Origin of the sequence: Microcoleus sp. PH2017_28_MFU_U_A, from assembly GCF_020738035.1 — a bacterium.
Classification (GTDB): domain Bacteria; phylum Cyanobacteriota; class Cyanobacteriia; order Cyanobacteriales; family Microcoleaceae; genus Microcoleus.
In genome coordinates this window covers 24,646-47,611 of record NZ_JAEQCX010000116.1, presented here as the reverse complement: position 1 = coordinate 47,611, position 22,966 = coordinate 24,646, and the positions used below count along the sequence as shown (strand labels likewise).

At 46.3% G+C, this 22,966-nt stretch carries 24 protein-coding genes, 1 other RNA gene and 1 pseudogene; 11 read left to right on the top strand and 15 right to left on the bottom strand.

All coding sequences use genetic code 11. The features are described from left to right. Nucleotides 1-256 precede the first annotated feature (256 nt). The 3 genes from JGK14_RS26930 to JGK14_RS26920 all read right to left on the bottom strand — a co-directional run bounded on the left by JGK14_RS26930 (nucleotide 257) and on the right by JGK14_RS26920 (nucleotide 1,050). Nucleotides 257-640, bottom strand: coding sequence for a phasin family protein (locus JGK14_RS26930; RefSeq protein ID WP_293179263.1), 384 nt, complete (start codon nucleotides 638-640; stop codon nucleotides 257-259). Nucleotides 641-663: 23 nt separating this feature from the next. After that, an RNA gene (ffs, locus tag JGK14_RS26925) (signal recognition particle sRNA small type) lies at nucleotides 664-760 on the bottom strand. Between the two features lie 23 nt (nucleotides 761-783). Further along, nucleotides 784-1,050: a YciI family protein gene (locus tag JGK14_RS26920; RefSeq protein WP_293179261.1), complete on the bottom strand. Its 267-nt coding sequence runs from the start codon at nucleotides 1,048-1,050 to the stop codon at nucleotides 784-786. A gap of 29 nt (nucleotides 1,051-1,079) precedes the next feature. On the opposite strand from JGK14_RS26920, the gene JGK14_RS26915 reads away from it, so the two are divergent. Further along, complete coding sequence (locus tag JGK14_RS26915) at nucleotides 1,080-1,733, top strand: 2'-5' RNA ligase family protein (RefSeq protein WP_325315694.1); 654 nt, start codon at nucleotides 1,080-1,082, stop codon at nucleotides 1,731-1,733. Between the two features lie 662 nt (nucleotides 1,734-2,395). Here JGK14_RS26915 and JGK14_RS26910 read toward each other — a convergent pair. Both JGK14_RS26910 and JGK14_RS26905 read right to left on the bottom strand, forming a co-directional pair. Further along, nucleotides 2,396-3,325, bottom strand: coding sequence for a sterol desaturase family protein (locus tag JGK14_RS26910; protein ID WP_325315693.1), 930 nt, complete (start codon nucleotides 3,323-3,325; stop codon nucleotides 2,396-2,398). Nucleotides 3,326-3,667: 342 nt separating this feature from the next. Further along, nucleotides 3,668-4,354, bottom strand: a complete 687-nt coding sequence (locus tag JGK14_RS26905; RefSeq protein WP_293179257.1) for a ComF family protein — start codon at nucleotides 4,352-4,354, stop codon at nucleotides 3,668-3,670. Nucleotides 4,355-4,427: 73 nt separating this feature from the next. Between JGK14_RS26905 and JGK14_RS26900 the strand changes: the two genes are divergently transcribed. Together JGK14_RS26900 and JGK14_RS26895 are read left to right on the top strand one after the other, a co-directional pair. Next, nucleotides 4,428-6,872, top strand: coding sequence for a putative PEP-binding protein (locus tag JGK14_RS26900; protein ID WP_325315692.1), 2,445 nt, complete (start codon nucleotides 4,428-4,430; stop codon nucleotides 6,870-6,872). A gap of 672 nt (nucleotides 6,873-7,544) precedes the next feature. Beyond that, nucleotides 7,545-7,991, top strand: a complete 447-nt coding sequence (locus tag JGK14_RS26895) for a hypothetical protein (RefSeq protein WP_293190643.1) — start codon at nucleotides 7,545-7,547, stop codon at nucleotides 7,989-7,991. A gap of 118 nt (nucleotides 7,992-8,109) precedes the next feature. Here the strand turns inward: JGK14_RS26895 and JGK14_RS26890 are convergent, their stop codons facing one another. From JGK14_RS26890 to JGK14_RS26880, 3 genes are all read right to left on the bottom strand, one after another. Continuing rightward, nucleotides 8,110-8,397, bottom strand: a complete 288-nt coding sequence (locus JGK14_RS26890) for an RNA recognition motif domain-containing protein (RefSeq protein ID WP_293179249.1) — start codon at nucleotides 8,395-8,397, stop codon at nucleotides 8,110-8,112. Between the two features lie 10 nt (nucleotides 8,398-8,407). Further along, nucleotides 8,408-8,539: a hypothetical protein gene (locus tag JGK14_RS26885; RefSeq protein WP_293226022.1), complete on the bottom strand. Its 132-nt coding sequence runs from the start codon at nucleotides 8,537-8,539 to the stop codon at nucleotides 8,408-8,410. 152 nt (nucleotides 8,540-8,691) lie between these two features. Continuing rightward, complete coding sequence (locus JGK14_RS26880) at nucleotides 8,692-8,910, bottom strand: hypothetical protein (RefSeq protein ID WP_293150155.1); 219 nt, start codon at nucleotides 8,908-8,910, stop codon at nucleotides 8,692-8,694. 14 nt (nucleotides 8,911-8,924) lie between these two features. Between JGK14_RS26880 and JGK14_RS26875 the strand changes: the two genes are divergently transcribed. From JGK14_RS26875 to egtD, 4 genes are all read left to right on the top strand, one after another. Then, nucleotides 8,925-9,065: a hypothetical protein gene (locus JGK14_RS26875; RefSeq protein ID WP_293150157.1), complete on the top strand. Its 141-nt coding sequence runs from the start codon at nucleotides 8,925-8,927 to the stop codon at nucleotides 9,063-9,065. Between the two features lie 34 nt (nucleotides 9,066-9,099). Beyond that, nucleotides 9,100-9,888 carry an ergothioneine biosynthesis protein EgtC gene (gene egtC / locus JGK14_RS26870; RefSeq protein WP_293179243.1) on the top strand — a complete coding sequence of 263 codons (789 nt, stop codon included), beginning with the start codon at nucleotides 9,100-9,102 and terminating at the stop codon, nucleotides 9,886-9,888. After that, nucleotides 9,860-11,251, top strand: coding sequence for an SUMF1/EgtB/PvdO family nonheme iron enzyme (locus JGK14_RS26865; protein WP_293210160.1), 1,392 nt, complete (start codon nucleotides 9,860-9,862; stop codon nucleotides 11,249-11,251). The genes egtC and JGK14_RS26865 overlap by 29 nt, the downstream gene beginning before the upstream one ends. 346 nt (nucleotides 11,252-11,597) lie before the next feature. Further along, nucleotides 11,598-12,641: an L-histidine N(alpha)-methyltransferase gene (gene egtD, locus JGK14_RS26860; RefSeq protein WP_293179237.1), complete on the top strand. Its 1,044-nt coding sequence runs from the start codon at nucleotides 11,598-11,600 to the stop codon at nucleotides 12,639-12,641. A gap of 303 nt (nucleotides 12,642-12,944) precedes the next feature. Here egtD and JGK14_RS26855 read toward each other — a convergent pair whose 3' ends face one another. The 7 genes from JGK14_RS26855 to JGK14_RS26825 form a co-directional block, all read right to left on the bottom strand. After that, nucleotides 12,945-13,556, bottom strand: a complete 612-nt coding sequence (locus JGK14_RS26855; protein ID WP_293179234.1) for a hypothetical protein — start codon at nucleotides 13,554-13,556, stop codon at nucleotides 12,945-12,947. A gap of 406 nt (nucleotides 13,557-13,962) precedes the next feature. Further along, a complete protein-coding gene (locus JGK14_RS26850; protein WP_293179231.1) occupies nucleotides 13,963-14,274 on the bottom strand; it encodes an RNA recognition motif domain-containing protein in 312 nt (103 codons plus the stop codon). Nucleotides 14,275-14,731: 457 nt separating this feature from the next. After that, nucleotides 14,732-14,938, bottom strand: coding sequence for a hypothetical protein (locus tag JGK14_RS26845; protein ID WP_293203115.1), 207 nt, complete (start codon nucleotides 14,936-14,938; stop codon nucleotides 14,732-14,734). 133 nt (nucleotides 14,939-15,071) lie between these two features. Beyond that, nucleotides 15,072-15,224 (bottom strand): hypothetical protein, encoded by a 153-nt coding sequence (locus JGK14_RS26840; RefSeq protein WP_293190639.1) that lies wholly within the window; start codon nucleotides 15,222-15,224, stop codon nucleotides 15,072-15,074. A gap of 16 nt (nucleotides 15,225-15,240) precedes the next feature. Further along, the gene (locus JGK14_RS26835) at nucleotides 15,241-15,549 is read right to left on the bottom strand and encodes an IS200/IS605 family accessory protein TnpB-related protein (protein ID WP_293190637.1); all 309 of its coding nucleotides are present in this window, start codon (nucleotides 15,547-15,549) and stop codon (nucleotides 15,241-15,243) included. 15 nt (nucleotides 15,550-15,564) lie between these two features. Then, nucleotides 15,565-16,323 carry an RNA-guided endonuclease InsQ/TnpB family protein gene (locus tag JGK14_RS26830; RefSeq protein ID WP_325315691.1) on the bottom strand — a complete coding sequence of 253 codons (759 nt, stop codon included), beginning with the start codon at nucleotides 16,321-16,323 and terminating at the stop codon, nucleotides 15,565-15,567. A gap of 184 nt (nucleotides 16,324-16,507) precedes the next feature. Then, on the bottom strand, nucleotides 16,508-18,190 hold the full coding sequence (locus tag JGK14_RS26825) for a tetratricopeptide repeat protein (RefSeq protein ID WP_293179222.1): 1,683 nt from the start codon (nucleotides 18,188-18,190) through the stop codon (nucleotides 16,508-16,510). Nucleotides 18,191-18,814: 624 nt separating this feature from the next. Between JGK14_RS26825 and JGK14_RS26820 the strand changes: the two genes are divergently transcribed. From JGK14_RS26820 to JGK14_RS26805, 4 genes and pseudogenes are all read left to right on the top strand, one after another. Continuing rightward, nucleotides 18,815-19,702 (top strand): hypothetical protein, encoded by an 888-nt coding sequence (locus JGK14_RS26820; RefSeq protein ID WP_293313182.1) that lies wholly within the window; start codon nucleotides 18,815-18,817, stop codon nucleotides 19,700-19,702. Between the two features lie 79 nt (nucleotides 19,703-19,781). Further along, a complete protein-coding gene (locus JGK14_RS26815) occupies nucleotides 19,782-20,714 on the top strand; it encodes a hypothetical protein (protein WP_293325465.1) in 933 nt (310 codons plus the stop codon). 76 nt (nucleotides 20,715-20,790) lie between these two features. Then, nucleotides 20,791-21,258, top strand: a complete 468-nt coding sequence (locus tag JGK14_RS26810; RefSeq protein WP_325315690.1) for a hypothetical protein — start codon at nucleotides 20,791-20,793, stop codon at nucleotides 21,256-21,258. A 445-nt stretch (nucleotides 21,259-21,703) separates the two neighbouring features. After that, a pseudogene (locus tag JGK14_RS26805) lies at nucleotides 21,704-22,966 on the top strand (RluA family pseudouridine synthase); the annotation flags it as partial.

Sequence of the window (22,966 nt, the reverse complement as noted above, 5' to 3'; positions counted from 1 at the left end):
TCGTTTGTTTTACTATTCCATTCTAACAGGCTCAGTAAAATTTACCAAAAAATTAAAGCCGTCCTTAAGGACGGGGTTTTAAACCCAATTTTTTGATAAGTACAGCCTGCCTCCAGCGAAGCGATCGCACCTACTCTCAATTCTATTACCTATTGCGGTATATCCACCCACATCTGACAGAGAAGATATTCAAAAAGGGAACTCAAGATTATTATCCTGAGTTCCCTTCATGCTTTGCTGCGCGAGCTTTTTTCGCTTAATCGCGCTTGAGCCGCCGCAATTCGTCTTGTAAATTCTGTACCTGTTCGCGGAGCTTGTCTACGCCGCCGGTTTCTTTAGTTTCTTTTGTAGAAACTTCTTCTTCCTCAGAAACAATTTCAATCCGCCGAGGTTCAGCGGGTTTTTTGTCCCCAGCAGCTTCTACAGGTGGTTGCTGCTGCTGAGCTTGTTGCACCATATCATCAACAAAGCGACGAGCTTCTTCTGTTGACATCTCACCGCGCTTCACCAATTCATCTGCCAGCTTTTGGGCTTCAGTGCGTAATTCAGTTAACTTGCTGCCAGCTTTTTCACCAGCGTAGGAAGCTAGCCCGACACCAAGGTAAACTGCTTTTTGTAAAATATCTCCGAAACCAGGCATAGGAACTACACCTCATAAAACTGGGTGAACCGGAGACCACGCCTATTACAAGCATCCCGTGTTGCTGCTACCTTCCGGTCCTGACAAGATTTGGGCGTTGGAATCGCGTGGATCCAGTTCATTTACGAGTATAACACAGTTATTTATTCTTCAACCACACACCAGTGATAAATTTCATAAATAACGCAACCGTTCTTCACCAGCGGGTCTTCAGCGACGATCGCCTTTGCCTCATCCATCGAAGCCGCCTCAAACATCAACATACCGCCGCCCCGCCTCGCCCAGTAGCCAGTTTTCGCTCGGTGTCCTTTAGAAATCAAATCTCGGACATAAGCTCTGTGAGCTGGCACGTGCTGGTCAAACACAGGCTTTTCGACAATTCCTTGCTCAATTTTGACAAACCAAGGCATTTTAAATTTTAGATTTTAGATTTGGGATTTTGGATTGTAGATTGGGAATGGGTGTTTTGGTGCGGGGCATTGAGGAAATACTCGATCGCCCGTACTCGGCCATTCCTTCCTTAATTCGATGCTATCCCATGCACCTGTCAAAACAAAGATTTTTTATAGCTTTAGTGGCGCCAGACGATATTCAAGAGCAGATTACCGAGATTAAACTGTATTTTGCCGATCGCTACAACAGCCGTGGTGCTTTGAATTCGCCACCCCACATCACACTGCAACCTCCCTTTGAACGGCCTGCGGCGGATGTGGCGCAATTAGAGGAAAGTCTCAGGGCCTTTACTGCAAATCGGCTCCCAATTCCCGTTACGCTATCCGGTTTTGCCGCTTTCGCACCCCGCGTCATTTATGCGGATGTTGTCAAATCGCCCCAATTGCTGGAGATTCAAACAGATTTGATGAGTTATGTCGCGGCAAATTTAGGAATTGTCGATCGCATTTCTCAGACTCGCTCATTTGTACCGCACATGACTGTAGCGTTTCGCGATTTAACTGAGGAGAATTTTCAAACGGCTTGGCTGGAATTCGCAGCGCGCGAACTCCACTTTCAGTTTACCGCCGCTGCCTTAACCTTACTGCTTCACGACGGCAGCCGCTGGAACATCAGCCAGCAATTTCCGCTTGGCGCCTAAACTCTCTCTTCTTTCTCTTCCTTCGCGGACTTCGCGTCTTCGCGGTTCGTTTCCCCAAAAAAATCTTGCTAGCAAATCATCATCAATCAACACTTCGGACACTTTCAGAGGCGACTCGCGGGGGGCGAGAAACCGGGTTTCTACGAGTTTTTGGATTTAGTGACGAGAAATATTCATAGAAACCCGGTTTCTGAGGTTGCAAGTGCATCCACTACAAACCTATAGCCCAATACGGTTGACTTAAGATGGTCATTGCGAGGAACGAAGCAATCGCAGTATATATTTTTCATAGCGATTTACCCCCAGGGCGGTCTTAAGTAAACGGTATTGACCTATATTTCGAGTTCCCATAGGAGGTACTCATGGCCTGCGTGGCCTGCGTGGCCTCCGTGGGCATAGTGCATATCTCACCATGCTTGAGAACCGCTATATCAAATTCTGCCAATCCCGTTTCAATCGCGCTATCAATTGCGAACGGCAGTACGTATTAGAAGTATATTTGAAGGTGTGGGTTCTCAATCATGAGGTAGTTGATGTATCAGAATTCTTCAAAAACTTCCCGATCGCTAGCGCAATCATCTCTTTGTCTTCGAGATCCCGAACCGATCAAAGCTTAAGGAAAGCTTTGGATCGGCGATCGCCCTACCAGAACGAGTCGAGGTTCAATTCCCACCATCAATGCCCTTATAGGACGGCTTGAGGAGGCTCTTTTCCAGAGAAGCCACCGGGAACATAATTCCGGGCTTTTTTGTGGGATGGTTTAGCGTATTGAATACCCTGTCCCAAAATCCTTGAATGCCGTAGTTTCCCTTAAACCGAGAGTGGTGGAGATCGTGAAAATCCGAGGAAATGAAAAATATTGACAGAGAACTGTGACCTTCTAGGTTGTAAGCATTCCCGATAATAGTCCAGGCGCACAATTGAGCAATATCGTATCCGAATACAAAAACAGGCAAAACGTCTGCAACGGTAACGATAGCATATTCAAGCAGGCTTTTATGACCGGCTACAAAACTGGATGAATCCTGGAATTCGTGATGTTTGAGATGTATTTCCTGCAAGAACTTTTGATGAAAGAGCCAATGGATAACGTAAAAGCAGAAATCCGCCGCAATTATTCTCATCAAGAACCATTCAAAATTTAAGAGCCAGCTATTTCCTCGATGAACTTCGGGAGCTAGGTACAGGATAATTGCTGCTGCTGTTAAACTTTTAATTTCTCCGATCAGGATTCCTTTAGCAGTAAATGCAGGGAACGGTTGTTCTTTCACTTTCTTGACTCTGACATTGAATCTTTGCCGCCAAGTCTCGTTGGTTTTAAGAACTTTTTCAATAACAATACCGATGCTGTAGAATGAAACCGACCCAACCAACCAGTACAGTAAAACCTCGGCGGTAAAGTCGAGATGGATTTTGTTCGAGAGCCAATAAATTAACTGCTGGAGCAGGGTACAAGCAATAGCAACTTTGATGAAAAACTCTATTTCAAAAAACAAATTAAATAGTTTTACTATTACTTTATCCTTGAAAAGTACAGTTTTTTCAGGGCAATCATTGAGTGGGTTCGGGGGCTGAGATCCGGGACTAAGCATTGTTTTTTTTCACGTTTAGTTATCTGGGTACAAGGAAATACAGTGGCTATCGGTTTGGCAAGGTAGGTGGTGAAAGCTAAAAAGCTTGACAGTCAAATGATTCAGTGTGCCTCACCTGGTAAGAAATGCAGCAGCGCAACTTTGCTCTTCCGAAGGGAGTAAGCTGTTTTACCCTTGATTAGGGTATAATAAAAGGTTAACTCAGTCAATCACTACAGCATTTCAGCATAAGATTATAGCGGTTCTCAAGCGTGGTGAGGTATGCCCGCAGAGACCGCGGAGGCCATGAGTACCTCCTATGGAAGCTGGAAAGGCTATATTTAAAATTGAAAGTAAAACAGCTTAGCGATCGCGCCGAGGGGGACTGGCAAGTGCCACAGTTCCATAAACCGCAATTCCCGACTCTTTCAATGTTTTAATTGCCGACTTGACAGTAGTACCGCTAGTGTAAATATCATCAACCAACAAAACTGGATTGCGCGGGAGACGGCGCCGAAAATCTTTCCCCAAAATTAAAGCATCTTTCATTTCCGCTTGCCGCTGCTGTGCTGTCAGAGCGAATAAAGCCTGAGTATTTTTCACCCGCTCCAAACCGTGCCGCTGCAAAGGCAAACCAGTCAGCTCGCAAAAACTTTCCGCCAAAAGTTCCGCCTGATTGAAACCCCGTTCCTTGACCTTTGATTTGTGCATGGGAATCGGTACAACTGTTAAATTGTCAATAGCTAATTCGGGAAAACTCAGCCAAGATTCTGCCAGCCAGCCACCGAGAGGTTTTGCTAATTGTGGATTTCCTTCATATTTTAAAGCTGCGATCGCCCGTTTGAGAGTCCCGCCGTACTCCCCCCACACAAAAACACGCTGTTGGGAGGCCCAAAATCGACCGGGATCGGGTAGCTGACATTGCTGAAGTTGCTTGTAGCAGTACCCACAAAACTCCTCGGTAGCCGATCGCTGACAAAGAGGACAGTTAGACTTAAGAAATAGATTGAGAAAAGATTTGACTAATCCCGTCCAATTTCGCTCGTTCATCGTAAAATTGTGGTATGTGATTAATGGGAAAAACTATCAAAATTAAATCAGTTTCCAAGGACAGGCTCCCAGCGTGACAAATCTCTACTGGCTAGACAAAATTCAACCTTCAGACCGAGATGCAGTGGGAGAAAAAGCATTTTACTTAAGCTGTTTACTCGCCCAAAATCATCCCGCTGTACCGGGTTTTGTCGTGCCGACTACAACATTTTCGCAGTTTTTAGAGTCGATCGACTGGCTAGAACCGCTGTTGGCTGACTGGCCCCACTCTTCGCTACACTTGAATGTCGATGAACCCAGACAACTGCAATCGATCGCTCGCAGCATCCGCCACCAAATCCTCACCGCCAAACTGCCAGATGCACTACTCTCCACCCTAGAGTCTGCTGTTTGTCAGCTCAACTCCCAAGCCTTAATTTTTCGCCCTTCCCTGACTTCCTGGAACCCGAAAACAACCGGAATCCTGGAATCTCACGCAGTAAGTGCCGAACCAGAAGCCATTGAAGCCGGACTCAAACGCGCTTGGGCAGAATTGTTCAGAGCCAGAAGTCTATTTTACTGGCAGCGGTGCGGCATGAAGATACAGCAAATAAATCCCGTAGTTTTGGTGCAGCCCCTCGCCCCAGCCATCGCCGCGGGCGAGGTAAAAACTAACTGCGGTGCAGCCTGGGAAATCCAAGCCACCAGCGGTTTGGGACTGTCCCTCGCTCGGGGAGAAACCATCCCCGATTACTATCAAGTGCAGCCCGAAACAGGGGCGGTTAACTTCCAGCGGCTCGGTTACAAAACATTAGCATACAATCTCAAAACCGGGGAGGGGAAGCCGAAAAAAAAACCGCTGCTCGGGAATTGGGAAAGCCGAAAAATCACCAATTCTACATTGTTAATTCCCGATTTTGCTGGCAGTTGCGTAGAACTTTTGACGCTGGGAGAGAAATGGCAAAGTGAATACGTTTTAGAGGAATCGCAATTGCAAAAACTCATTGAATTGAGCAAAAAAGTAATCGCCGAATTTGACTGTAATGTAATCTTGGAGTGGACGCTAAACCAGACAACAAACAGTAGCGATCCGCAGTTTTATTTTACTCAAATGCGTCTTTTTAAACGGGAACAAGTGGCGCCCTCCCGGGAAAAAGCGATCGCCAAAACCCGAACTCCTGCTATCCTCAAAGGTTTGGGCGCCGCCTCAGGAAAAGCCGAAGCAATTGCCCAAGTTATGACTAATTCCCACCCAGAAAACGCGGACTTCTTAGCCGGAGGCATTTTGGTAGCCCGCACAATCGATCCGAATTGGCTGCCTTGGTTGAAAGTTGCTGCTGGGATAGTTGCCGAACAAGGAGGGATGACAGGCCACGGCGCCATTTTAGCGAGAGAATTGGGAATTCCTGCGGTTGTGGGAGTTGTCGGGGCGACTCGCGCGATCGCCTCGGGGGATTCGGTATTGGTAGATGGCGATAGCGGAGAAGTTTTTGCCCTCGCTCCACATCCGGCGATCGACACAGCAGACAGCAACCCGCTTCAGGAAACGCCAAATAATGCGGATACATACAGTACAGCAGCAAAAATGTCAATAGCTAATTATCAATCTTCAACATCAGAGCGATCGTCCAATCCCGCATCCTTACCTCGACGGGCAGAATCTCCCGAATCAGTTTGGGGCGCGCCAACGGCAACTCAACTGCTGGTTAATGTCAGCCAAACAAGTTCGATCGATCGCCTCAGAAATCTGCCCATCGACGGCATCGGATTATTGCGATCGGAATTGATGGCATTGGAAGCTTTGGACTGTCAAAACCCCAAAATTTGGCTGCAAGATGGTCGCCAATCGGAATTTGTCGATCGCATGGCAGATTGTCTCAGTTTATTTGCCGCAGCGGTAGCACCGCGACCAATATTTTATCGCTCTCTCGACTTGCGCGACTCAGGATCTCATGGCAGTTTCAGCGATACCTTTGAACCGGAGTTATTTGATTGGGAGTTGTCCGTACTTCAAAAAGTCTGCGAGTCTGGTCATACAAATGTCAATTTAATTTTGCCTTTCATGCGCTCCGTAGACGAATTTGTCTACTGCCGCCAGCGCTTAGAAACTATTTGGAAAAATCGACCCGACCAGTTTCAAATATGGATTATGGCGGAAGTTCCTTCGGTATTATTTTTATTGCCAGATTACGTAAAAGCAGGAGTTCAAGGAATTTCCATCGGCACCAACGATTTAACTCAGTTTCTGTTAGGCATTCACCGCAACTCCCAACAGGTAGCAGGTGGTTTCAACGGACGCGATCGAGCAGTAATGAGGGCGATCGAGCAATTAATCCGACAAGCCAGGGCTGCGGGGATTCCTTGTTCTATCTGCGGCGATGCTCCAGCTTTGTATCCCGAGATAGTTGAATCCTTGGTGCGGTGGGGGATTTCGTCTATTTCGGTGAATGTCGATACTGTAGAACAGACTTACAGGGCGATCGCCCGCGCCGAACAGCGCCTGTTGCTAGATGCCGCGCGCGCGATCGTTAAAAATTAACCAGCATCCCGCCAGCCCAGCACAAAAATTATTATTGCGATGCAAACAGCAACAATATTTAACCATGATTACAAAAACCCGGTTTCTGCATAGATATATTGCCTTCCATCCTTGAGTGGTTCAGTGATACCGCATTTGGAAACCTAAATCCTCAATTAAAAACATCAGATTTTCAAGCTAGCATAGAAATATCACCGACACTTTAACCGGAGGTAGAAACAGTCAGTAACCCAGCCCTAAAGGGACTGAGCTTGCAAGAGCGATCGAGTAAGCTATGCTGACCAGCCTAAGTCTTAACTGACTACGTTATTTGAGTCACGACACCCTGTGGATACGAAGCTAGTCCCCTGCTCTGTCGCTGAAGGTTAAACAGTCTTAGGGTCACTGAGGCAGTGCTTTCAGCCTAACAAGCTCTTATAACATTGACCGACAAGCTAACATTACCCCGAAAGGGAGGCTCGACAAGAGCAAAAATTATGCGATCGCGAGTTGCAAGGTTTGAGGCGGTAACTGTCCTGCCCTTAAGTACATTACAAAAGTACACCAAATCAAGCAACTCCAAGGCGGTAATGCATAAATGGATAGAGAAAGATTCAAGGCGGTTGAAACCGCCCGTGTTGTTTTCCTCTCAGGTCTTTCATACGCTGAGCTTCCCACTTACCGAGCTTTTTTGTGAAATCAAAAATTATTGCAACCGCAGCAATACTTGCTGCCCTCGGCTGTCTGCATCCCCATCCAGCATTATCTCAACCTGCAACTGACGGCGGTACAAAACCAGGATTTTGGCAACCTCAAGCACAGGTTGACTATACTCGCAACATTACCCTGAGACTGTTAAATGAAACCGGATTAAACCTAGAATACGGTCAATCAGGTGTCGGCTTGTCATCCTTGCCAGTTGGAGCTAGCAAAAATATCATGGTTCGCGTCAGCAACCGCACCGGAGACATTGCCAATATTCCGATTAATGTCAAAGGAGGAACCACAACTTTGAAATACGACTATAACGTTGATGCCAAGGAAAACATTGTGACGGTTCGCATCACCACATCAGACGGCCGCACTAGGCAAGATCGGTCAGTTTATATTGATGAAAAAGGGCGAATTTACTCTTTTTAAAGAACGAAAATTTAATAACTTACACTCTTGAAAGTGGGATGGGGCAGAAGAGCCCGTTCTTTCTGGACGGGCGGGACGCCCATCCCACAAACTTGTGGAAGTTATTTAATTTTCATTCCTAATATCCGCTGTTCCTATTCATGCCTGGGCCTCGATTTCCCTCTTCTTTCGGTTTAGCTTTGTTCACTCGCAAGGGGCGTCCCATCCACTCTGCACCGTCTAATTCGGTAATTGCAGCGTCTTCTTGGGCATCTTCCATCATCTCGACAAATGCAAAGCCGCGCATCCGACCGGTTTCCCTGTCGGTAGGTAAGACAACTCGCTTGACTGTGCCGTACTCTGCAAATACTGATTTCAGGTCTTCTTCGGTGGCGCGGTAGGACAAATTTCCAATATAGATAGTCATGTCGATCGAACTAAACTTGTTGTGCTATACATAATAACCGGTTCATTTGACTCTCAAGTGCCATCTCGCTTAAAACTGACCAGAAAGAATTGGTTGAAAGCCCGCCCGCCCGATCGGGAGAAATTAAAATCAGACTATTCATTACTCCAATACTCGGACTTAAGGGTAGAGGTCGCTCTCCTTCTGTCAACTGTCAACTGTCAACTGTCAACTGTTGAAGGATCGCCTTTGAACTAAAAGGGTTTGCCGCACCGACAAACCCTTTCTACTGACTGCAATAGTTAGTCCTTTTGCTTAGTCGATCGAGATCGACTGAGGCCCCGTGCTTTTAGCGTTGGTGGCTTCGGCTGCGGGAGGAGTGTAGGAAGTTGAACCGGCTTGCTCATCGATCCAGCTTCTAACGGGATCTTCGTGAAGGTTGAGTCGAAGCAGGCCAGAAAAAAATCCGCCCGCAAAGGCGATCGGCTGTTGGATCAATTCTTTGACCACTGGGATGAGTTCGTCGAGGAACATTCAAGAGTCTCCTTGTGCTGCTGGGGTTCTATCTTTACTGTACCGTTTGTACGGAGATGCTGGCAGCAGACTGCAAAAAAAGGGCGATCGAGCCTGTTAAAGATGGGCAAGCTCATGCTGCAAAAAACGCTTGCCGGAAAATTGTCGGCAAATGATTTACAATGCTAATCTGTTTGTTTACAAAATTTTATGTGCCGTTTGCTTGGCTACCTCGGCGAGCCGATTTTACTCGATTCTATTCTGTACAAGCCGGAACATTCGCTAATTGTGCAGAGTTACCAGCCCCGCGAAATGACTTCGGGCTTGCTCAATGCTGACGGTTTTGGTATCGGTTGGTATCACCCGCACCTCGATACCGATCCGTTTACTTATAAAAATGTACAGCCAATTTGGAACGACATCAATCTGCCGAGTATCAGCCGATATGTTGAATCCGGCTGTGCGATCGCCTATGTTCGCAGTGCAACTTCAGGACAAGCTCTAGATTTGAGCAACTGTCAGCCGTTTCAACACGATCGCCTGTTGTTCGTACACAACGGCTTTGTGCAGAATTTTCGCAAAAGTCTTTACAGACCAATTCGCGATCGGCTCAACGATACCCTTTATCAATCAATTAACGGTACTACAGATTCAGAGCACATCTTCGGCTTATTTGTCAATGAATTAACAGCCAGCAATCTGAGCCTAAAAGCTGCTTTGCAAAACTGCCTGAAAACTTTGGCTGAACTAGCAAACGCTCACCAAGTTGAATTTTCAGCAAATATTATTATCAGCGACGGACAGCAGCTCGTTGCATCTCGTTTTGCTTTCCCAAAAGTCCCTCCTTCCCTGTATTGGCTGCGGGACGATTTAAATTTCCCCAATTCTGTCATCATTGCTTCTGAGCCTTTATTTGGTGGCAATTGGCACGAGTGTCCAGTCCAGAGCACGATCAGTACGGGAGTAGACGGTGAGATCGAAATCAATCCAATCTTGTAAAGAGGCAATTTATCAGGATTTGCAGCAGTGTCGCCGCGGCACTTTTCAACTATTTGCAGACATCGATTACAATACTTTCTGCCGTCAAGCCCATCCAGATTTTAGTCCGGTTGGTTGGCATTTAGGTCACATTGCTTATACTGAGGATTTGTGGCTGTTGCAGAAATGTGGTGGGTTCAAGCCAGTTTTTCCTGAGTATCACCAACTGTTTGCTGCGGATATTTTGCCGAAAAAACAACGAGTTTTTTTGCCTGCGCTACCAGAAGTTGAATTGTATCTGGATGCGGTGCGAAAAAAGGTGTTAGATTATTTGGACGTTGCGCCGATCGCACAACAGGAACGTCTCTGGCGGTTTATTATTCAGCACGAAAGTCAGCACTGCGAAACAGTTGCTTTCGTGCTGCAAATGCTAAGGAAGGAAGAAGGAAGAAGGAAGAGGGAAGAAGGAAGAGGGAAGAAGGAAGAGGGAAGTTCGGCAACGAGCAGTGTACAAGATGTAACGGATTTAACGGATAGAAGTAAGGAGGAAGAAGGAAGATTAATTCCCAATTCCCAATTCCCGATTACCAATTCCCAATTACCCATTACCAATTACCCATTACCCATTACCGATTCCCCAGAGATTGAGATTCCCGGCGGGGAATTTTATATGGGAAGCGATGCTGCTGAAACTTTGGATAACGAGCGATCGCGCCATCTGTGCGATCTAGAAGCATACGCGATCGATCGCTATCCGGTCACTTGCGGTCAATACCGAGATTTTATGACATCCGGCGGCTATCAGAACCGCGATTGGTGGTCTGCTGAGGGCTGGGAATGGCAAAAAGTTCATTTAGTCGATCGCCCGCTTTACTGGTCAGAAAACCCTGCTTTCAACAACCATCCAGTTTGCGGCGTCAGTTGGTACGAAGCCGAAGCTTACTGCAACTTCGTCGGGAAGCGCTTACCATCGGAAGCCGAATGGGAAAAAGCAGCAAGTTGGGATCCCACAAATCAGACAAAACTTACCTATCCTTGGGGAGAAACACGGCCAAATGCCAGCCTGTGCAATCACGGCAATCATCTTGCCAATACCTCCCCCGTTGATGCTTTTCCAACGGGAGCAAGTCCAGCAGGCTGTTGTGATATGTTGGGCAATGTCTGGGAGTGGACAGCTTCAACCTTTGACGCCTATCCAGGATTTGAAAGTTATCCTTATCGGGGATACTCTGAAGTCTATTTTGATGGAGAACATCGGGTTTTGAAAGGCGGGAGTTGGGCAACTTTTCCTCAGGCACTGCGATCGACTTTTCGGAATTGGTACTATCCGGGCGTGCGGCAAATTATCGCGGGTTTTCGCTGCGCCACAACTACAATCACATAGGTTTGTAGTGAGGAATGCGAGTCCTCTAATTTTATGCGGACTAAAGTCCTCACTACGAACCTGTAAGATTTAAATTTAAAAAATAAAATTTATTTCCAGTTAATTTTAGACAATATTTGTTTGTCAAACACCAAAACTTTTTTCCACTTAAAAATACTAGGTTAAAAAAGGTTTGTAAATGATTTAATAATTTAGGTTGATATTTGTTGAATTTTAATTTGTGGACGCGACTCGCCATCGGGTGAGAACATACAGAACGGAGAGCGGCCTCAAAAATCTAGCTTGAGTGCGATCTTCAGCAACGCAACTGTGTGCTATATCAATTTGTGCATCTTAATTTTACTCTATGAAATCTCCAAGACTTTCCGACAAGACAAACCCAGCGTCAACCAAAGAAAACCGGCTGCACTTAGAGCGGCTGGTGAGCGCTGTGGCACCGACACCCGCAGAAATCAATGCTGGCAGCGATGCAATTACCGGGTTGACTCAAAACCCCAAAACCCTGCCTCCCAAGTATTTCTACGACGATCGCGGCTCGAACCTCTTCGAGTTGATTTGTCAGTTGCCGGAATACTACTTAACGCGCACTGAGACGGCAATTTTGCAAGAGTGTGCAGGGGCGATCGCGCATTTGACGGGCCCGTGCGAAATCGTCGAACTTGGCAGCGGCAGTTCCACCAAAACCCGGATTCTCCTCGATGCTTACAGCAAATTGGAATATCCGCTGCACTATTTGCCGATCGACATCAGCCCTACTATCCTAGAAAGCAGCGCTTGTCAACTGTTAGCAGATTATCCATCGCTCCAAATTCACGGACTTGTCAGCACTTACGAATTAGCCTTAGCTAAAATTGCCCCGTCGCCATTGCCAACCCGAATGATTTGCTTTCTAGGCAGCACCCTCGGCAATCTAAACCATCAAGAATGCGATGTATTCTTCTCGCAAGTTGTCGGTGCATTGCAGCCGGGAGAGTATTTTTTGCTGGGAATTGACTTAGACAAATCTAAGGATATTTTAGAGCCGGCCTACGATGACAGTCAAGGAGTGACCGCAGCCTTTAACTTGAATATGCTGCGACATTTAAATCGGAAGTATCAGGGAAATTTTGATTTAGCGCAGTTCGAGCATTGGGCTTTTTACAATCAAGAACAATGTCAAATTGAAATGCACTTGAAAAGTAAGAAAGCGCAAACAGTGAACTTGCGCGCGCTCGATTTAACGGTTGAATTTGCCGCCGGAGAAACTATCCGCAGCGAAATTTCGCGCAAGTTTAATCTCAATACTGTAAAGGCAGATCTTTCGCAGCGCGGTTTAAAGCCGGTGCAAGTTTGGACAGACCCAAATCAGTGGTTTGGCTTGATGCTTTGTCAGTTGACAGTTGACAGTTGACAGTTGGCAGTTGGCAGTTGATAGTTGGCAGTTGGCAATTGTTATTTGTTATTTTTGAATATCTCCCAATAATCAGTAACTACTGACTACTGACTAATAATGACTAATGACTGCTGACTAATGACTAATATCATTTCCGGCTGCATCGGAATAATATATTTGGATGATATCAGTGCGAGCGTCTCGCTCGCGGCATAGATCGCGAGCGAGACGCTCGCACTCTTATAATTACGATGCTGCCGGATTTGATATAATGACTGCTGACTACTGACTGCTGACTACTGACTAATGACTACTGACTAATTAACAAATCGGCCGCTGTCCGGGTTTTACGGCGTGAATGTACTCGCTGCCGGATGTCGGCCATCCCCGCTTGTAATAGGCTTCCTCGGGCTTCCCCCAGCCCAACTGCAACAAAATTTCGAGAAAATCCAACTTTTCCCACTTCGAGAGACTCGCCCATTCTGTACGCTGGGCTAGAGCTTCTACGTCGATCGGCTCGATCGCTCGAAAATCCTTCCCACTATTAATACTCAAATACAAATCCATCCCCGCAGTTACCCGCTCCCAGAATTCCAACATCGCAGTCTTAGCAGCCTTCAGCGTCATCAAATCGATCGGTAGAGCGATTAATTCGTCATCCACTGCCGGGTAGCGCAGACTATTGCCTTTAACCGTCATTTCCCGCCAGACAATCCCAGAAACTTGATGTTCCCGCTGGTATTCATGCACGGCTGCCTTAAAATTTTGATAAGCAGTGAACTTTTGAACGCCCTCAGATTTGAGAAAGCGATCGATCACGGGGTTTCCTGTAGCAGGAGTTTCAGTCAAATTGAGGCGTCGCCCGTGCAAGCAGGCTTGGCGCTCTTCTGCGAGGATGTTAATGAGTTCCGCCGTGCTGTAGATCTTGGGCATCTTTATTCAGGCAAAATCTATTGATTTGCGGGTCTGGCTGGTTTGATCTGCTAATTTTCAGTAAAGATTATTTGTTTTTTTGAGCAATATCACTTTTGCGTTATTGTAACTTTTCTTTGGAGTTAATTCTAGTTTTGATAGTTTACAGGAGTTGCGCCCATAAATCCCGAAAGCTTCTTGAAAAAAGCAGTTGATCGCGATACAGAATTGCGAGTTAGGCTGTCCGCTGCGCGGCGGGCGTACCTCGTGGAATTTTTCGCCAACAACAAAGCCCCCTCACTCGAAGGAGGGGGCTAAACTGAGTTAAAGGTTTGGCAGTTGTATTTAGCGAGTCCAACAGCCCGAAAAAAAAGCAGCATTCGCACTTGCTGTCAACTACCAAAATTCAAATTTTCAGTCTCAAAGCTTAGTATCGTCGTGAAGAGCGATTGTTGTCGCCCCAGCCACCGCCACCCGAGGAGCGTTTGTTGTTGTTTTCGCGAGGTTTGGCTTTGTTGACTTTCAAGTCACGGCCCATCCACTCAGCACCGTCGAGGGCTGCAATGGCTGCTGCTTCTTCTGCTTCGCTGGCCATTTCGACAAAAGCAAAACCCCGCATTCTGCCTGTTTCCCGGTCCACTGGCACTTGGACGCGGCTTACAGTTCCGTACTCGGCAAATACTTCGTTGAGGTCGTCTGATGTGACCTCATAAGAAAGATTACCCACGTAAATCGACATAAAATCTCCAGAATCTATTAGGGTGCAGAGACTTAGATTCGGAGAGAGGCTTGTAAATAAACACCAACAAACTACGCAACCGAATTTAATTCTTGAAAAACTACTATAACATGAAGCCAGCAGAATCAGCAATTGCCTGTCCTAATTTTCAAATTAGGGTGCCGTCGGGCAATCTCCCGCGGAAAGTATTCTTGATAACTGACATATTGCACTGTTAGCCTCATCACCTTGGTTTTTTGCTGTGCGATCGAGCTGAGGGCTAATTTTTTTCGTTCCTGTTAGCAGGTGGATGGGGTTTTATTGAAAATATTGCTCTCGATCGTTATATTGAGATCGGGCACTTTTCGGGTTGCATAGATATCCTGCCTGTAACACCAGAGATCAATCTTTTTAGCCTCGGATTCATGTGTTGACTGAATTTCTAATCTCTGATATCCCGTCTCCGATCGCATTAAATTTAGCGCCCTGTAATGGCGACCCAAAAATAATTCTCAAAAGAGTTCTTAGGAATATCTACACGCATTTTTCTACCCCAAGTATAAACATCAAAACTAACGCGAGATCGATCGCCCTTTCGATCGCTTCCCTCATCAATTGCGACATTTCCCAACAGCGCCACCCAGTGACTCGGATAAGGGATCAGCGGCGGTTTGTTTTGCAGCATTCCCTCAGCGGTAATCAAAGCAAAAGCAAATCCCCCAGCTTTGAGCGCCTCATCGGCGGCCCGCAGCGCTGGAATATCGCCACTGAAATAAGCGTATTGATACTCCCCACCGATGAATCGGGGGGATTCTTGATTAAGACCACAAAGGGACTTTCAAAGGCGTTAACAAAGCACCTCTACTGACTTCTTTGAGACAAAGCCCCAAAGTTGCCGCTACTTTTCTACCGATATTAGCTGCACCGTTGCAGTCGGCATTGATTAACAAACCTTCAAGGGTGCGATACAATCCGCGCTTAACTCGTTTACCGCTTGACTGCCACCCACGAAAGTTTTTCGCAGAATTTAGGTAGCACGTCCCGATCGACAAATGAAGCTTTAGAAGTATATGATTCTTCAGTCACTACAAACCGAATCCCGTATTTTTCGCATAATTGAGCGATTCTATCCTTGAGTCTACAAGTTGGAATTTGAACAAACTTTTGGTTAGTTTGAGAACCCAGATTGAGACCATTTCTCATCCCCACATTCCAACCGAATATCACAGTACCTAGATTGTTAGCTAAACAATGAGCAATTACCTTCCGAGCAGCTTTGTTAACAGCATCTCGCATTGTGCGATTGCGATTTTATGTCAATCTCTCCAGTCGTTTTGACCAATAACCATTCGCTTTCCCGGACATCAAAAACGCAACGCGCTTATTATATCCTTGATTGAGCGACTTCAGGTGCAACCCATCTACGATAAAGCTAGTCCCAGTATTGCTTACACAGGTTAGCCAATTGTTCATTCCGTGGTCGATCATCAAAGCTTTAGATGGATCTACATCTGCTTGAACCTGCTCAGTCTTGTAGATTAATTCCAAGTAAAAGCAGCCGTTTCTAGGCAGGATTCGATATTCTCTGATCGCTTTGTGGTCTAAGTTTGTGGGCTCTTGTAGATAGAAAGCATCCAGTCCGAACCAAGCTTTAACTTTGGTGCCGAGTGGAAATCTTAATAACCCGTCTTTAAGCTTCACAGAGCGAGCTGTATACGTTACTAAAGCTAGACCACCCTGTCGATAATTAGGTAGTCTCGGTCTTTGAGTTACTGTCCCTTCTTTTATGCCTTTTAATAGTCCAATATAGGATTTGAAAGATTCGGCAACAGTAGTTAAAATCTGCTGTGCGGTATCCGAATAGAATGCTTTATAGTGCAAATTTCGGTTCTCCGTACCTAGCACTTTATGCAAATCTGCTCTCCCCGGTATTTTGCCTGTTTTGAAATACATTTGACGAGCATAATAAATACCGCAATTAGTCAGTTTTGATGACTCACTGCACAGGAATTCGAGAATTGCTTTTAGGTTTTTATCCGGGCTAATTAAATTTTGTTGGCATCCAAACATTTTTGTTACCTCCTTTTTATATTATACCTTCTCACCTGCTATCAAAGGATATTAATTAAAGAGGAAAATGTAGGCGACTAAAGTCGCAGTCGCGTTCCGGATCATGTAAGACAGCCAGGGGCTTCTCGCTCGTTTTTCGGTGAACAGTCAACAGTCAACAGTCAACTATCAACTGTCAACTGTTTTACCATTTTCCTGACATTGCATCTTTGAGTCTCAATTCTTCTCGGCTGACTAGAGCTTCGTAGTAATCTGGTTTGATTTCTAGGGCGACTCCGTAAGAACTAATTGCATCTTGAGTCCGCTGCAATTTTTGCAAAACATCGCCGCGCTGCGCCCAAGCTTCCCAGTTGTGGGGCTTGAGTTGAATCACTCGATCGAAAGCGACAAGTGATTCAGAATAGCGCTGCATTTTCCCCAGCACCAGGCCTCGCTGCACCCAGCCTTGATAGCTGTCGGGCCAGATAGTAATTGCTCGATCGTATGATGCTAGACTTTGTTCGTACTGTTCCAAATTTGACAGGGCGTTGCCACGTTTCAACCAAGCTTCAAAATTGTCTGGCACGTTTTGAATAACGCGGTTGTAAGCTGCGACGGCTTCTTCGTAACGCTGCAATTTTTCCAGGGCTGCGCCTTGCTGCAATCCTACTTTTGATGTAATGTCTGTTTCTGAACTCAGAGAGATTACTTTGTCAAAACAGGCGATCGCTTCTTCGTATTGCTCCAATTTTTCTAGGGCTTCGCCTCGCAAATTCCAAGCTTCTAGAAAATTTCCTTCAATTTGGAGGGCATTGCTGTAAGCGATAATCGCATCTTTGTAGCGTTCCAATTCTGCTAGGGCCATACCTCTGCCCAGCCAAGCTTCGGGGAAATTCGGATTAATTTGAATCGCTCGATCGAAAGCATCGATCGCACCTTCATAATCTCTTGATTCTGACAGTGTTTGACCGCGCCCGATCCATGCTTCGGGATAAGCGGGATTCATTTGAATAGCCCGATCGAAACAAGCTATTGCCCCATCGCGCCACTGGTGTTTCAGGGCCATTCCTTTGTACAGCCAAGCTTCGGAGTCATTGGGTTGGAGTAGCAAGACGCGATCGTAAGCTGTGACTGCTTCTCCGTATTTGTGCAATTTTGCCGAAGCAATGCCCCGATTGAACCAAGCCAAAGTGTTTTGTGGTTGCAGTTGAATGGCGCGATCGTAAGAAGTTACAGCTTCAGCGTAGCGTTCCGCCTTCATCAGAGCCAAACCTCGGTTCAGCCAAGCTTCCCAATTAGTCGGGACGAGTTTGAGAGCGCGCTCGTAGGCCGCCACAGCCTCAGCGTAGCGCGAGGCTTGCAGCAACACGCTGCCTTGCCTGCACCACATCGCGGGCAAATTTGGATGAAGTTGGGTTGCTTTTTTGTAACAGGTTGCTGCTTTGTCCCACTCCTGCAATTCTTCTAAAACTCTGCCCTGCTGATACCAAGCTTCGTGCTTTTCGGGATTGATTTCAATTGCTTTGTCAAAAGTCGCGATCGCCTCGGGGTGATTTTGCAAACTTAACAGTGCTGTCCCGCGCAGCATCCAGGCCCAATATTCTTCGGGATTAATGGCGATCGCTCGATCGCAACAGGCCACCGTTTCAGCCCAGGAGTGCAGTTGCTTGTAAGCTTTGCCCAGATTCAGCCACGCGCGGGCCCAATCCGGCTTAATTTGCACCGCTTTTCCGTAGCAAATGATTGCCGCTTCGTACCTTCCCGATGCGTAGTGTCTGTTGCCCCGATCGTAATCTGGAAATGCTGCAAAAATTCTTAAAATCGGGGGCAGGAGGCCGGACTCGGGATTTGAGGAGTTTTCTGTGGTAGAAGTCGAGATATCTGGCATACGCCTTACATATAAAATTTAGTGGGTTGACAAGATTGCGGTCTTATATATTAACTTATGCTTTTCTTAACTCGCTGCTATTTTGAGACAAATTTAGCATATCAGGTCTATTACCACAAATTATATTTACTTAACTGTAATGTATAAAATTATGCACCGCTCCCACTTTGCGTATACCGCTGTAAAATACGGTCAGTCGATTTTCGATGTTCGATTGACTCCACAGATGAATCTGGGAGCTTGAACCAGAGTCTAAAATTTTGATCTCTCCACTACGAGTGTCGGAAACGTGTATTCGTAAACGATATTAATTTTCCCAGAATCCTTCAAATCTCTGCGGTGCGAGATCTGAGTTAATAGAGTCTGTCCTCAAAAAGGCAGTGTGTTAACTTTTATTGTAACGGCCATACATCGTTTAATTAAGAGGTATGTTGTTCTTTATATCGAGTTGCTCAGGATGGCAATAAATAGTAGCTGCTAAATATTAGGCAATAAAAATCAATCAATTCATTTCATTGCAACACTTTTTTTCCAAAGAGCTAAAAGGAGTTGGTTTGGCAAACATCAAAATTAATTTGTATCAGACGTTGATTTGGACAAGAAAGTTGAGGGAAGGGTTTCATTATGCCACTCAATTTAAAAATTCGATCTCACAAGATCGCCATAATATTTATTGCATCGTTACTAATCAACGTACTCGCGATCGAAAGCACGTACTCTCAGCAGATCTGCCCAAAAGTGCAAACTTCAATTCAGATTATCGACGAAACGGGCGGGAGACAGATTTCTGGCACCTCCTCCGTTGACACTTTGCAGGAGTCACATTTCAAGAACTATGTAACGACCATTTCCAAACATATCTCTGCCAAGATTGACGAAATATCGCAGTGCCACGGAGATTTGAAAAGTTCTCCAGAAGTCAAGCTTTTTTTCGTTTACCGTCGGCTCGTCAAGACTGCGCCCTTAGCACCGTTCAATTTAGAGCGTACAGAATCTAATGATGCCAGGCATTTGGATAGTCCTTGGGTAAAACTCACGTTCAGCCGTTCGCCCACGCTCATTGTGCGTGCGGTGTTCCTGTGGAACGAACGACAGTTTCTGTTCGATCAAGCACTGATGTCGGGCATACGTGCCTCGCCCACCAATTCTCTGCTTCCGATTGATAACGGCATCTTCAGGCAATTTATACAAGATTACAAGGACTCTGTGCTGCTTGCACCGTCTCCAGAAGCCCTGCCTGCCGCCGAAGCCAGTATTTCAAAGCGTTTGCCACCAGACATCCTTTGGCTGTTTCGCTATGCGTCGGGACAACGCGGTCCTTTCTACACGTGGCTGGACCCCGCTCTGAAATCCGCCGTTTCGCGGGGAGCGATCGGATATACCGATCTTAACAAGGCTCTGATTGACCAATTTTTCGCGTCAGAAACGACTGAGATCCGCTACGAAAGCGTTCTCGATCTCAAAGACATATTCACCCTCGATCAATACCGGGTTAACGACCTTCTTCGTTAAGGAAAAAAATTATGGTTTGGACTTTTTCTCAAAAGACGACGTTCACGGGTTTTAGTACCGCCGAAGAGGCAGTTTCATTATGCCACTCAATTTAAAAATTCGATCTCATAAGACGATCGCCATAATATTTATTGCATCGTTACTAATCAACGTACTCGCGATCGAAAGCACGTACTCTCAGCAGAGCTGCCCAAAAGTGCAAACTTCAATTCAGATTATCGACGAAACTCAGATTATCAACAAAACAGGGAGGAAGATTTTTGGCACGTCCGTTGACACTTTGCAGGAGTCATATTTCAAGAACTATGTAACTACCCTTTCCAAACACGTCTCTGCCAAGATTGACGAAATATCCCAGTGCCACGGGGATTTGAAAAGTTCTCCAGAAGTCAAGCTTTTTTTCGTTAACCGTCCGCTGGTCAAATACCCTCGGCGGATCACATTCACGACTGCGCCAATCGTAGTACCGTTCAACTTAGAGGGCACGCAATCTAATGGTACCAGGCATTTGGATAGTCCTTGGGTAAAACTCACGTTTGGCCGTTCGCCCAGGCTCGTTGTGCGTGCGGTGTTCCTATGGAACGAACGACAGTTTCTGTTCGATCAGGCACTGATGTCGGGCATACGCGCTTCGCCCACCAATCCTCTGCTTCCGATTGATGAGCCAATCTTCAAGCAATTTATAGAAGATTACACGGACTCTGTGCTGCTTGTACCGTCTCCAGAAGCCGAGTCTGTTGGCTTAGCCAGTATTTCAAAACGCTTGCCACCAGAAATCTTTTGGCTGTTTCGCAATGCGTGGCAAAGCACACGCGGTCCTTTTTCCGGGATGGTGGCCGGCGCTCTTAACTCCGCCGTTACGCAGGGAGGGATCGGATATATCGATCTTACCAAGACCCTCGTTGACCAATTTTTCGCGTCAGAAACGACTGAGATCCGCTACGAAAGCGTGCTCGATCTCAAAGACATATTCACCCTCGATCGATACCGGGTTAACAACCTTCTTCGTTAAGGAAAAAAATTATGGCTTGGACTTTTTCTCAAAAGACGATGTTCACGGGTTTTAGTACCGCCCAAGAGGCAGTTTCATGATGCCACTCAATTTAAGAATTCGATCGTACAAGACGATCGCCATAATATTTATCGCCTCGTTAGCGATCAACGTACTCGCGATTAAAAGCACCTACGGTACGTTGAACGACATCCCGATCGGAGAGTCATCCCCCAAGCTTCTTCAGTCTAGTGACGGTAATGACTTTTTGTTCGGCGGCAGTACACAACAACGAAGTAACCCAGGTGATCCCAACGCTAATCCCCCTTTCCCATTTGTGCCATCCAACGACCCCATCACTCCTGACCCGACGACTGGTGCACAAGTGCAAATATTTATAATATTCACTGGCCCTAGTGGTGTTGATACGTCTGACCTTGAGGGCATAGCAAACACCACCGGAGGTGACTTCTTTAGGGTCTCGACGGATGAGGAGTGGGCGAACATCTTGCTCAAAATCATGAATTTACCGCCTGGGTCTATGAATACTCCTCCACAGCGGTAAATGATAATATCACAACGAACCAGAACATCACTGTTAGTATAAATGTTTGCTGTTGCTTAATTTAGGTATGATTCACTCGCGATAGCAATTCCTGAAATTTAGAGTAGGGGCAATTCATGAATTGCCCCTACTTCGGCGGAAGATTATTTAACCTCAACAATCTAGCTTCAATTATCTTCCTCATTCTAGGTATCAGCCTTAACAATCTAGCTTCGCAATCGATGTTAGAAAGTCTGTCCCTCCCAGCAAATCTAATTCAGGATAATATCAATTATCTAAAGATTCGACAGAGATCGAGGACGACAAGACATTACTATTTATCATAAAATTTCCCTGTTTGCCAAAGTCTGTCATAACTTTAAAAAAATGGTATAACTGTATTTCCCAGCCTAGGGTTAGGATACAAACCAATATGTCGCGATCGAGATTTCAAATCAAATTTAATATGCTAACTCTGCACCCGCTTTTAGATTTCACGGAAAGGTCGATCGACGAAGAGGGAGGGTCGATCGACTCTAGCCCCAGTTATTGGTACGAAGGGCATTGCCTTCAAAGTGCGGATCTGCTGAGATTGCCACGTACTCGAATGTCTGAAGAAATCGCCCGGGGTTTGATGGAATACCTTGCTGCTGACGATTCCTACGATCGCGAGGGGAAGATGTACGGCATATTGCTGGTGGAGATGCCTTGGGGGGAACAGCGGATTCTCAAAGCATTTTCGGGGTTGCTGAACGGTTCTAGCGTTGTTGACGGGTGGGTGCCACCGATTCCGGGGCGATCGCGAGTTGCTTTAGAAGAAGCGCGCACGCTAGCCCAATTGGAAGCAATGAAACAGGAACTGATTGCACTGAATCAACTCCCGCAGCGACAGGAATATGCAGCCTTATTGAGCGAATTTGAATTGCAATTGCAAGTTTTGAATGCGCGGCACCGCAATTGCAAGCAGCAGCGAGACGAACAACGTCAGCTAAGCAGTCAAACTCTCGCAGGAGACACACTCTTAATAGCCCTGGAAAAACTAAATCAAGAAAGCCGTTTGGAGGGAATTGAATGCAGGCAATTAAAACGGCAGCGGGATGCAATATTGCAGCCTCTAAAAAAGATCGTTGAAGCTGCCGATGAGCGGATGCGGGTGCTCAAACAAGGGCGAAAAGAACTTTCCCGCGAACTTCAGGCCGAGATGCACGCAGCTTACACTCTGGTGAATTTTTTGGGTAAATCGCGATCGATCCAGGAATTGATGCCAACTAATTCTATTCCGACTGGCACCGGCGACTGCTGCGCGCCAAAATTGCTGCACTGCGCGGCAGCAAACAATCTGAAACCGCTAGCAATGGCTGAGTTTTGGTGGGGGCCGCCATCGGGTGACAAAGTTCCGGGAGAGTTTTATGGTGCTTGTAGCGATCGGTGTCAGCCGTTGATGGGTTTTTTGCTGTCAGGATTGCCACAAAATCCAATTGTTTCGGGGCCGAAAGCTTACCCGGCTTTTACATCGTCAGCTAATAGCAAAAGTCTGTCAAAAGCTTCATCGAAAAAAAGTGTAAATCAGTCTTTTAATGGTGGCATCGAAGCCCGCCCGACAAGCCAGACTTTTAGGGGCGGGCTAGAAGCCCAACCCCTACTCCCCACAACTCATCAAAACAATCATGGTGGAACGGGCATCTTGCCCGTTACCGATCGCTCTTGGGGCGCGCCAGATGCCCAACCC

Bases quoted from the DNA above. Each gene is read 5' to 3' on its own strand.
- JGK14_RS26930 (WP_293179263.1), bottom strand. From the start codon at position 640: ATGCCTGGTTTCGGAGATATTTTACAAAAAGCAGTTTACCTTGGTGTC.
- JGK14_RS26920 (WP_293179261.1), bottom strand. From the start codon at position 1,050: ATGCCTTGGTTTGTCAAAATTGAGCAAGGAATTGTCGAAAAGCCTGTG.
- JGK14_RS26910 (WP_325315693.1), bottom strand. From the start codon at position 3,325: ATGCTTAGTCCCGGATCTCAGCCCCCGAACCCACTCAATGATTGCCCT.
- JGK14_RS26905 (WP_293179257.1), bottom strand. From the start codon at position 4,354: ATGAACGAGCGAAATTGGACGGGATTAGTCAAATCTTTTCTCAATCTA.
- JGK14_RS26890 (WP_293179249.1), bottom strand. From the start codon at position 8,397: ATGACTATCTATATTGGAAATTTGTCCTACCGCGCCACCGAAGAAGAC.
- JGK14_RS26885 (WP_293226022.1), bottom strand. From the start codon at position 8,539: ATGAATAGTCTGATTTTAATTTCTCCCGATCGGGCGGGCGGGCTTTCA.
- JGK14_RS26880 (WP_293150155.1), bottom strand. From the start codon at position 8,910: ATGTTCCTCGACGAACTCATCCCAGTGGTCAAAGAATTGATCCAACAG.
- egtC (WP_293179243.1), top strand. From the start codon at position 9,100: ATGTGCCGTTTGCTTGGCTACCTCGGCGAGCCGATTTTACTCGATTCT.
- egtD (WP_293179237.1), top strand. From the start codon at position 11,598: ATGAAATCTCCAAGACTTTCCGACAAGACAAACCCAGCGTCAACCAAA.
- JGK14_RS26855 (WP_293179234.1), bottom strand. From the start codon at position 13,556: ATGCCCAAGATCTACAGCACGGCGGAACTCATTAACATCCTCGCAGAA.
- JGK14_RS26850 (WP_293179231.1), bottom strand. From the start codon at position 14,274: ATGTCGATTTACGTGGGTAATCTTTCTTATGAGGTCACATCAGACGAC.
- JGK14_RS26845 (WP_293203115.1), bottom strand. From the start codon at position 14,938: ATGCTGCAAAACAAACCGCCGCTGATCCCTTATCCGAGTCACTGGGTG.
- JGK14_RS26835 (WP_293190637.1), bottom strand. From the start codon at position 15,549: ATGCGAGATGCTGTTAACAAAGCTGCTCGGAAGGTAATTGCTCATTGT.
- JGK14_RS26830 (WP_325315691.1), bottom strand. From the start codon at position 16,323: ATGTTTGGATGCCAACAAAATTTAATTAGCCCGGATAAAAACCTAAAA.
- JGK14_RS26825 (WP_293179222.1), bottom strand. From the start codon at position 18,190: ATGCCAGATATCTCGACTTCTACCACAGAAAACTCCTCAAATCCCGAG.
- JGK14_RS26820 (WP_293313182.1), top strand. From the start codon at position 18,815: ATGCCACTCAATTTAAAAATTCGATCTCACAAGATCGCCATAATATTT.
- JGK14_RS26815 (WP_293325465.1), top strand. From the start codon at position 19,782: ATGCCACTCAATTTAAAAATTCGATCTCATAAGACGATCGCCATAATA.
- JGK14_RS26810 (WP_325315690.1), top strand. From the start codon at position 20,791: ATGATGCCACTCAATTTAAGAATTCGATCGTACAAGACGATCGCCATA.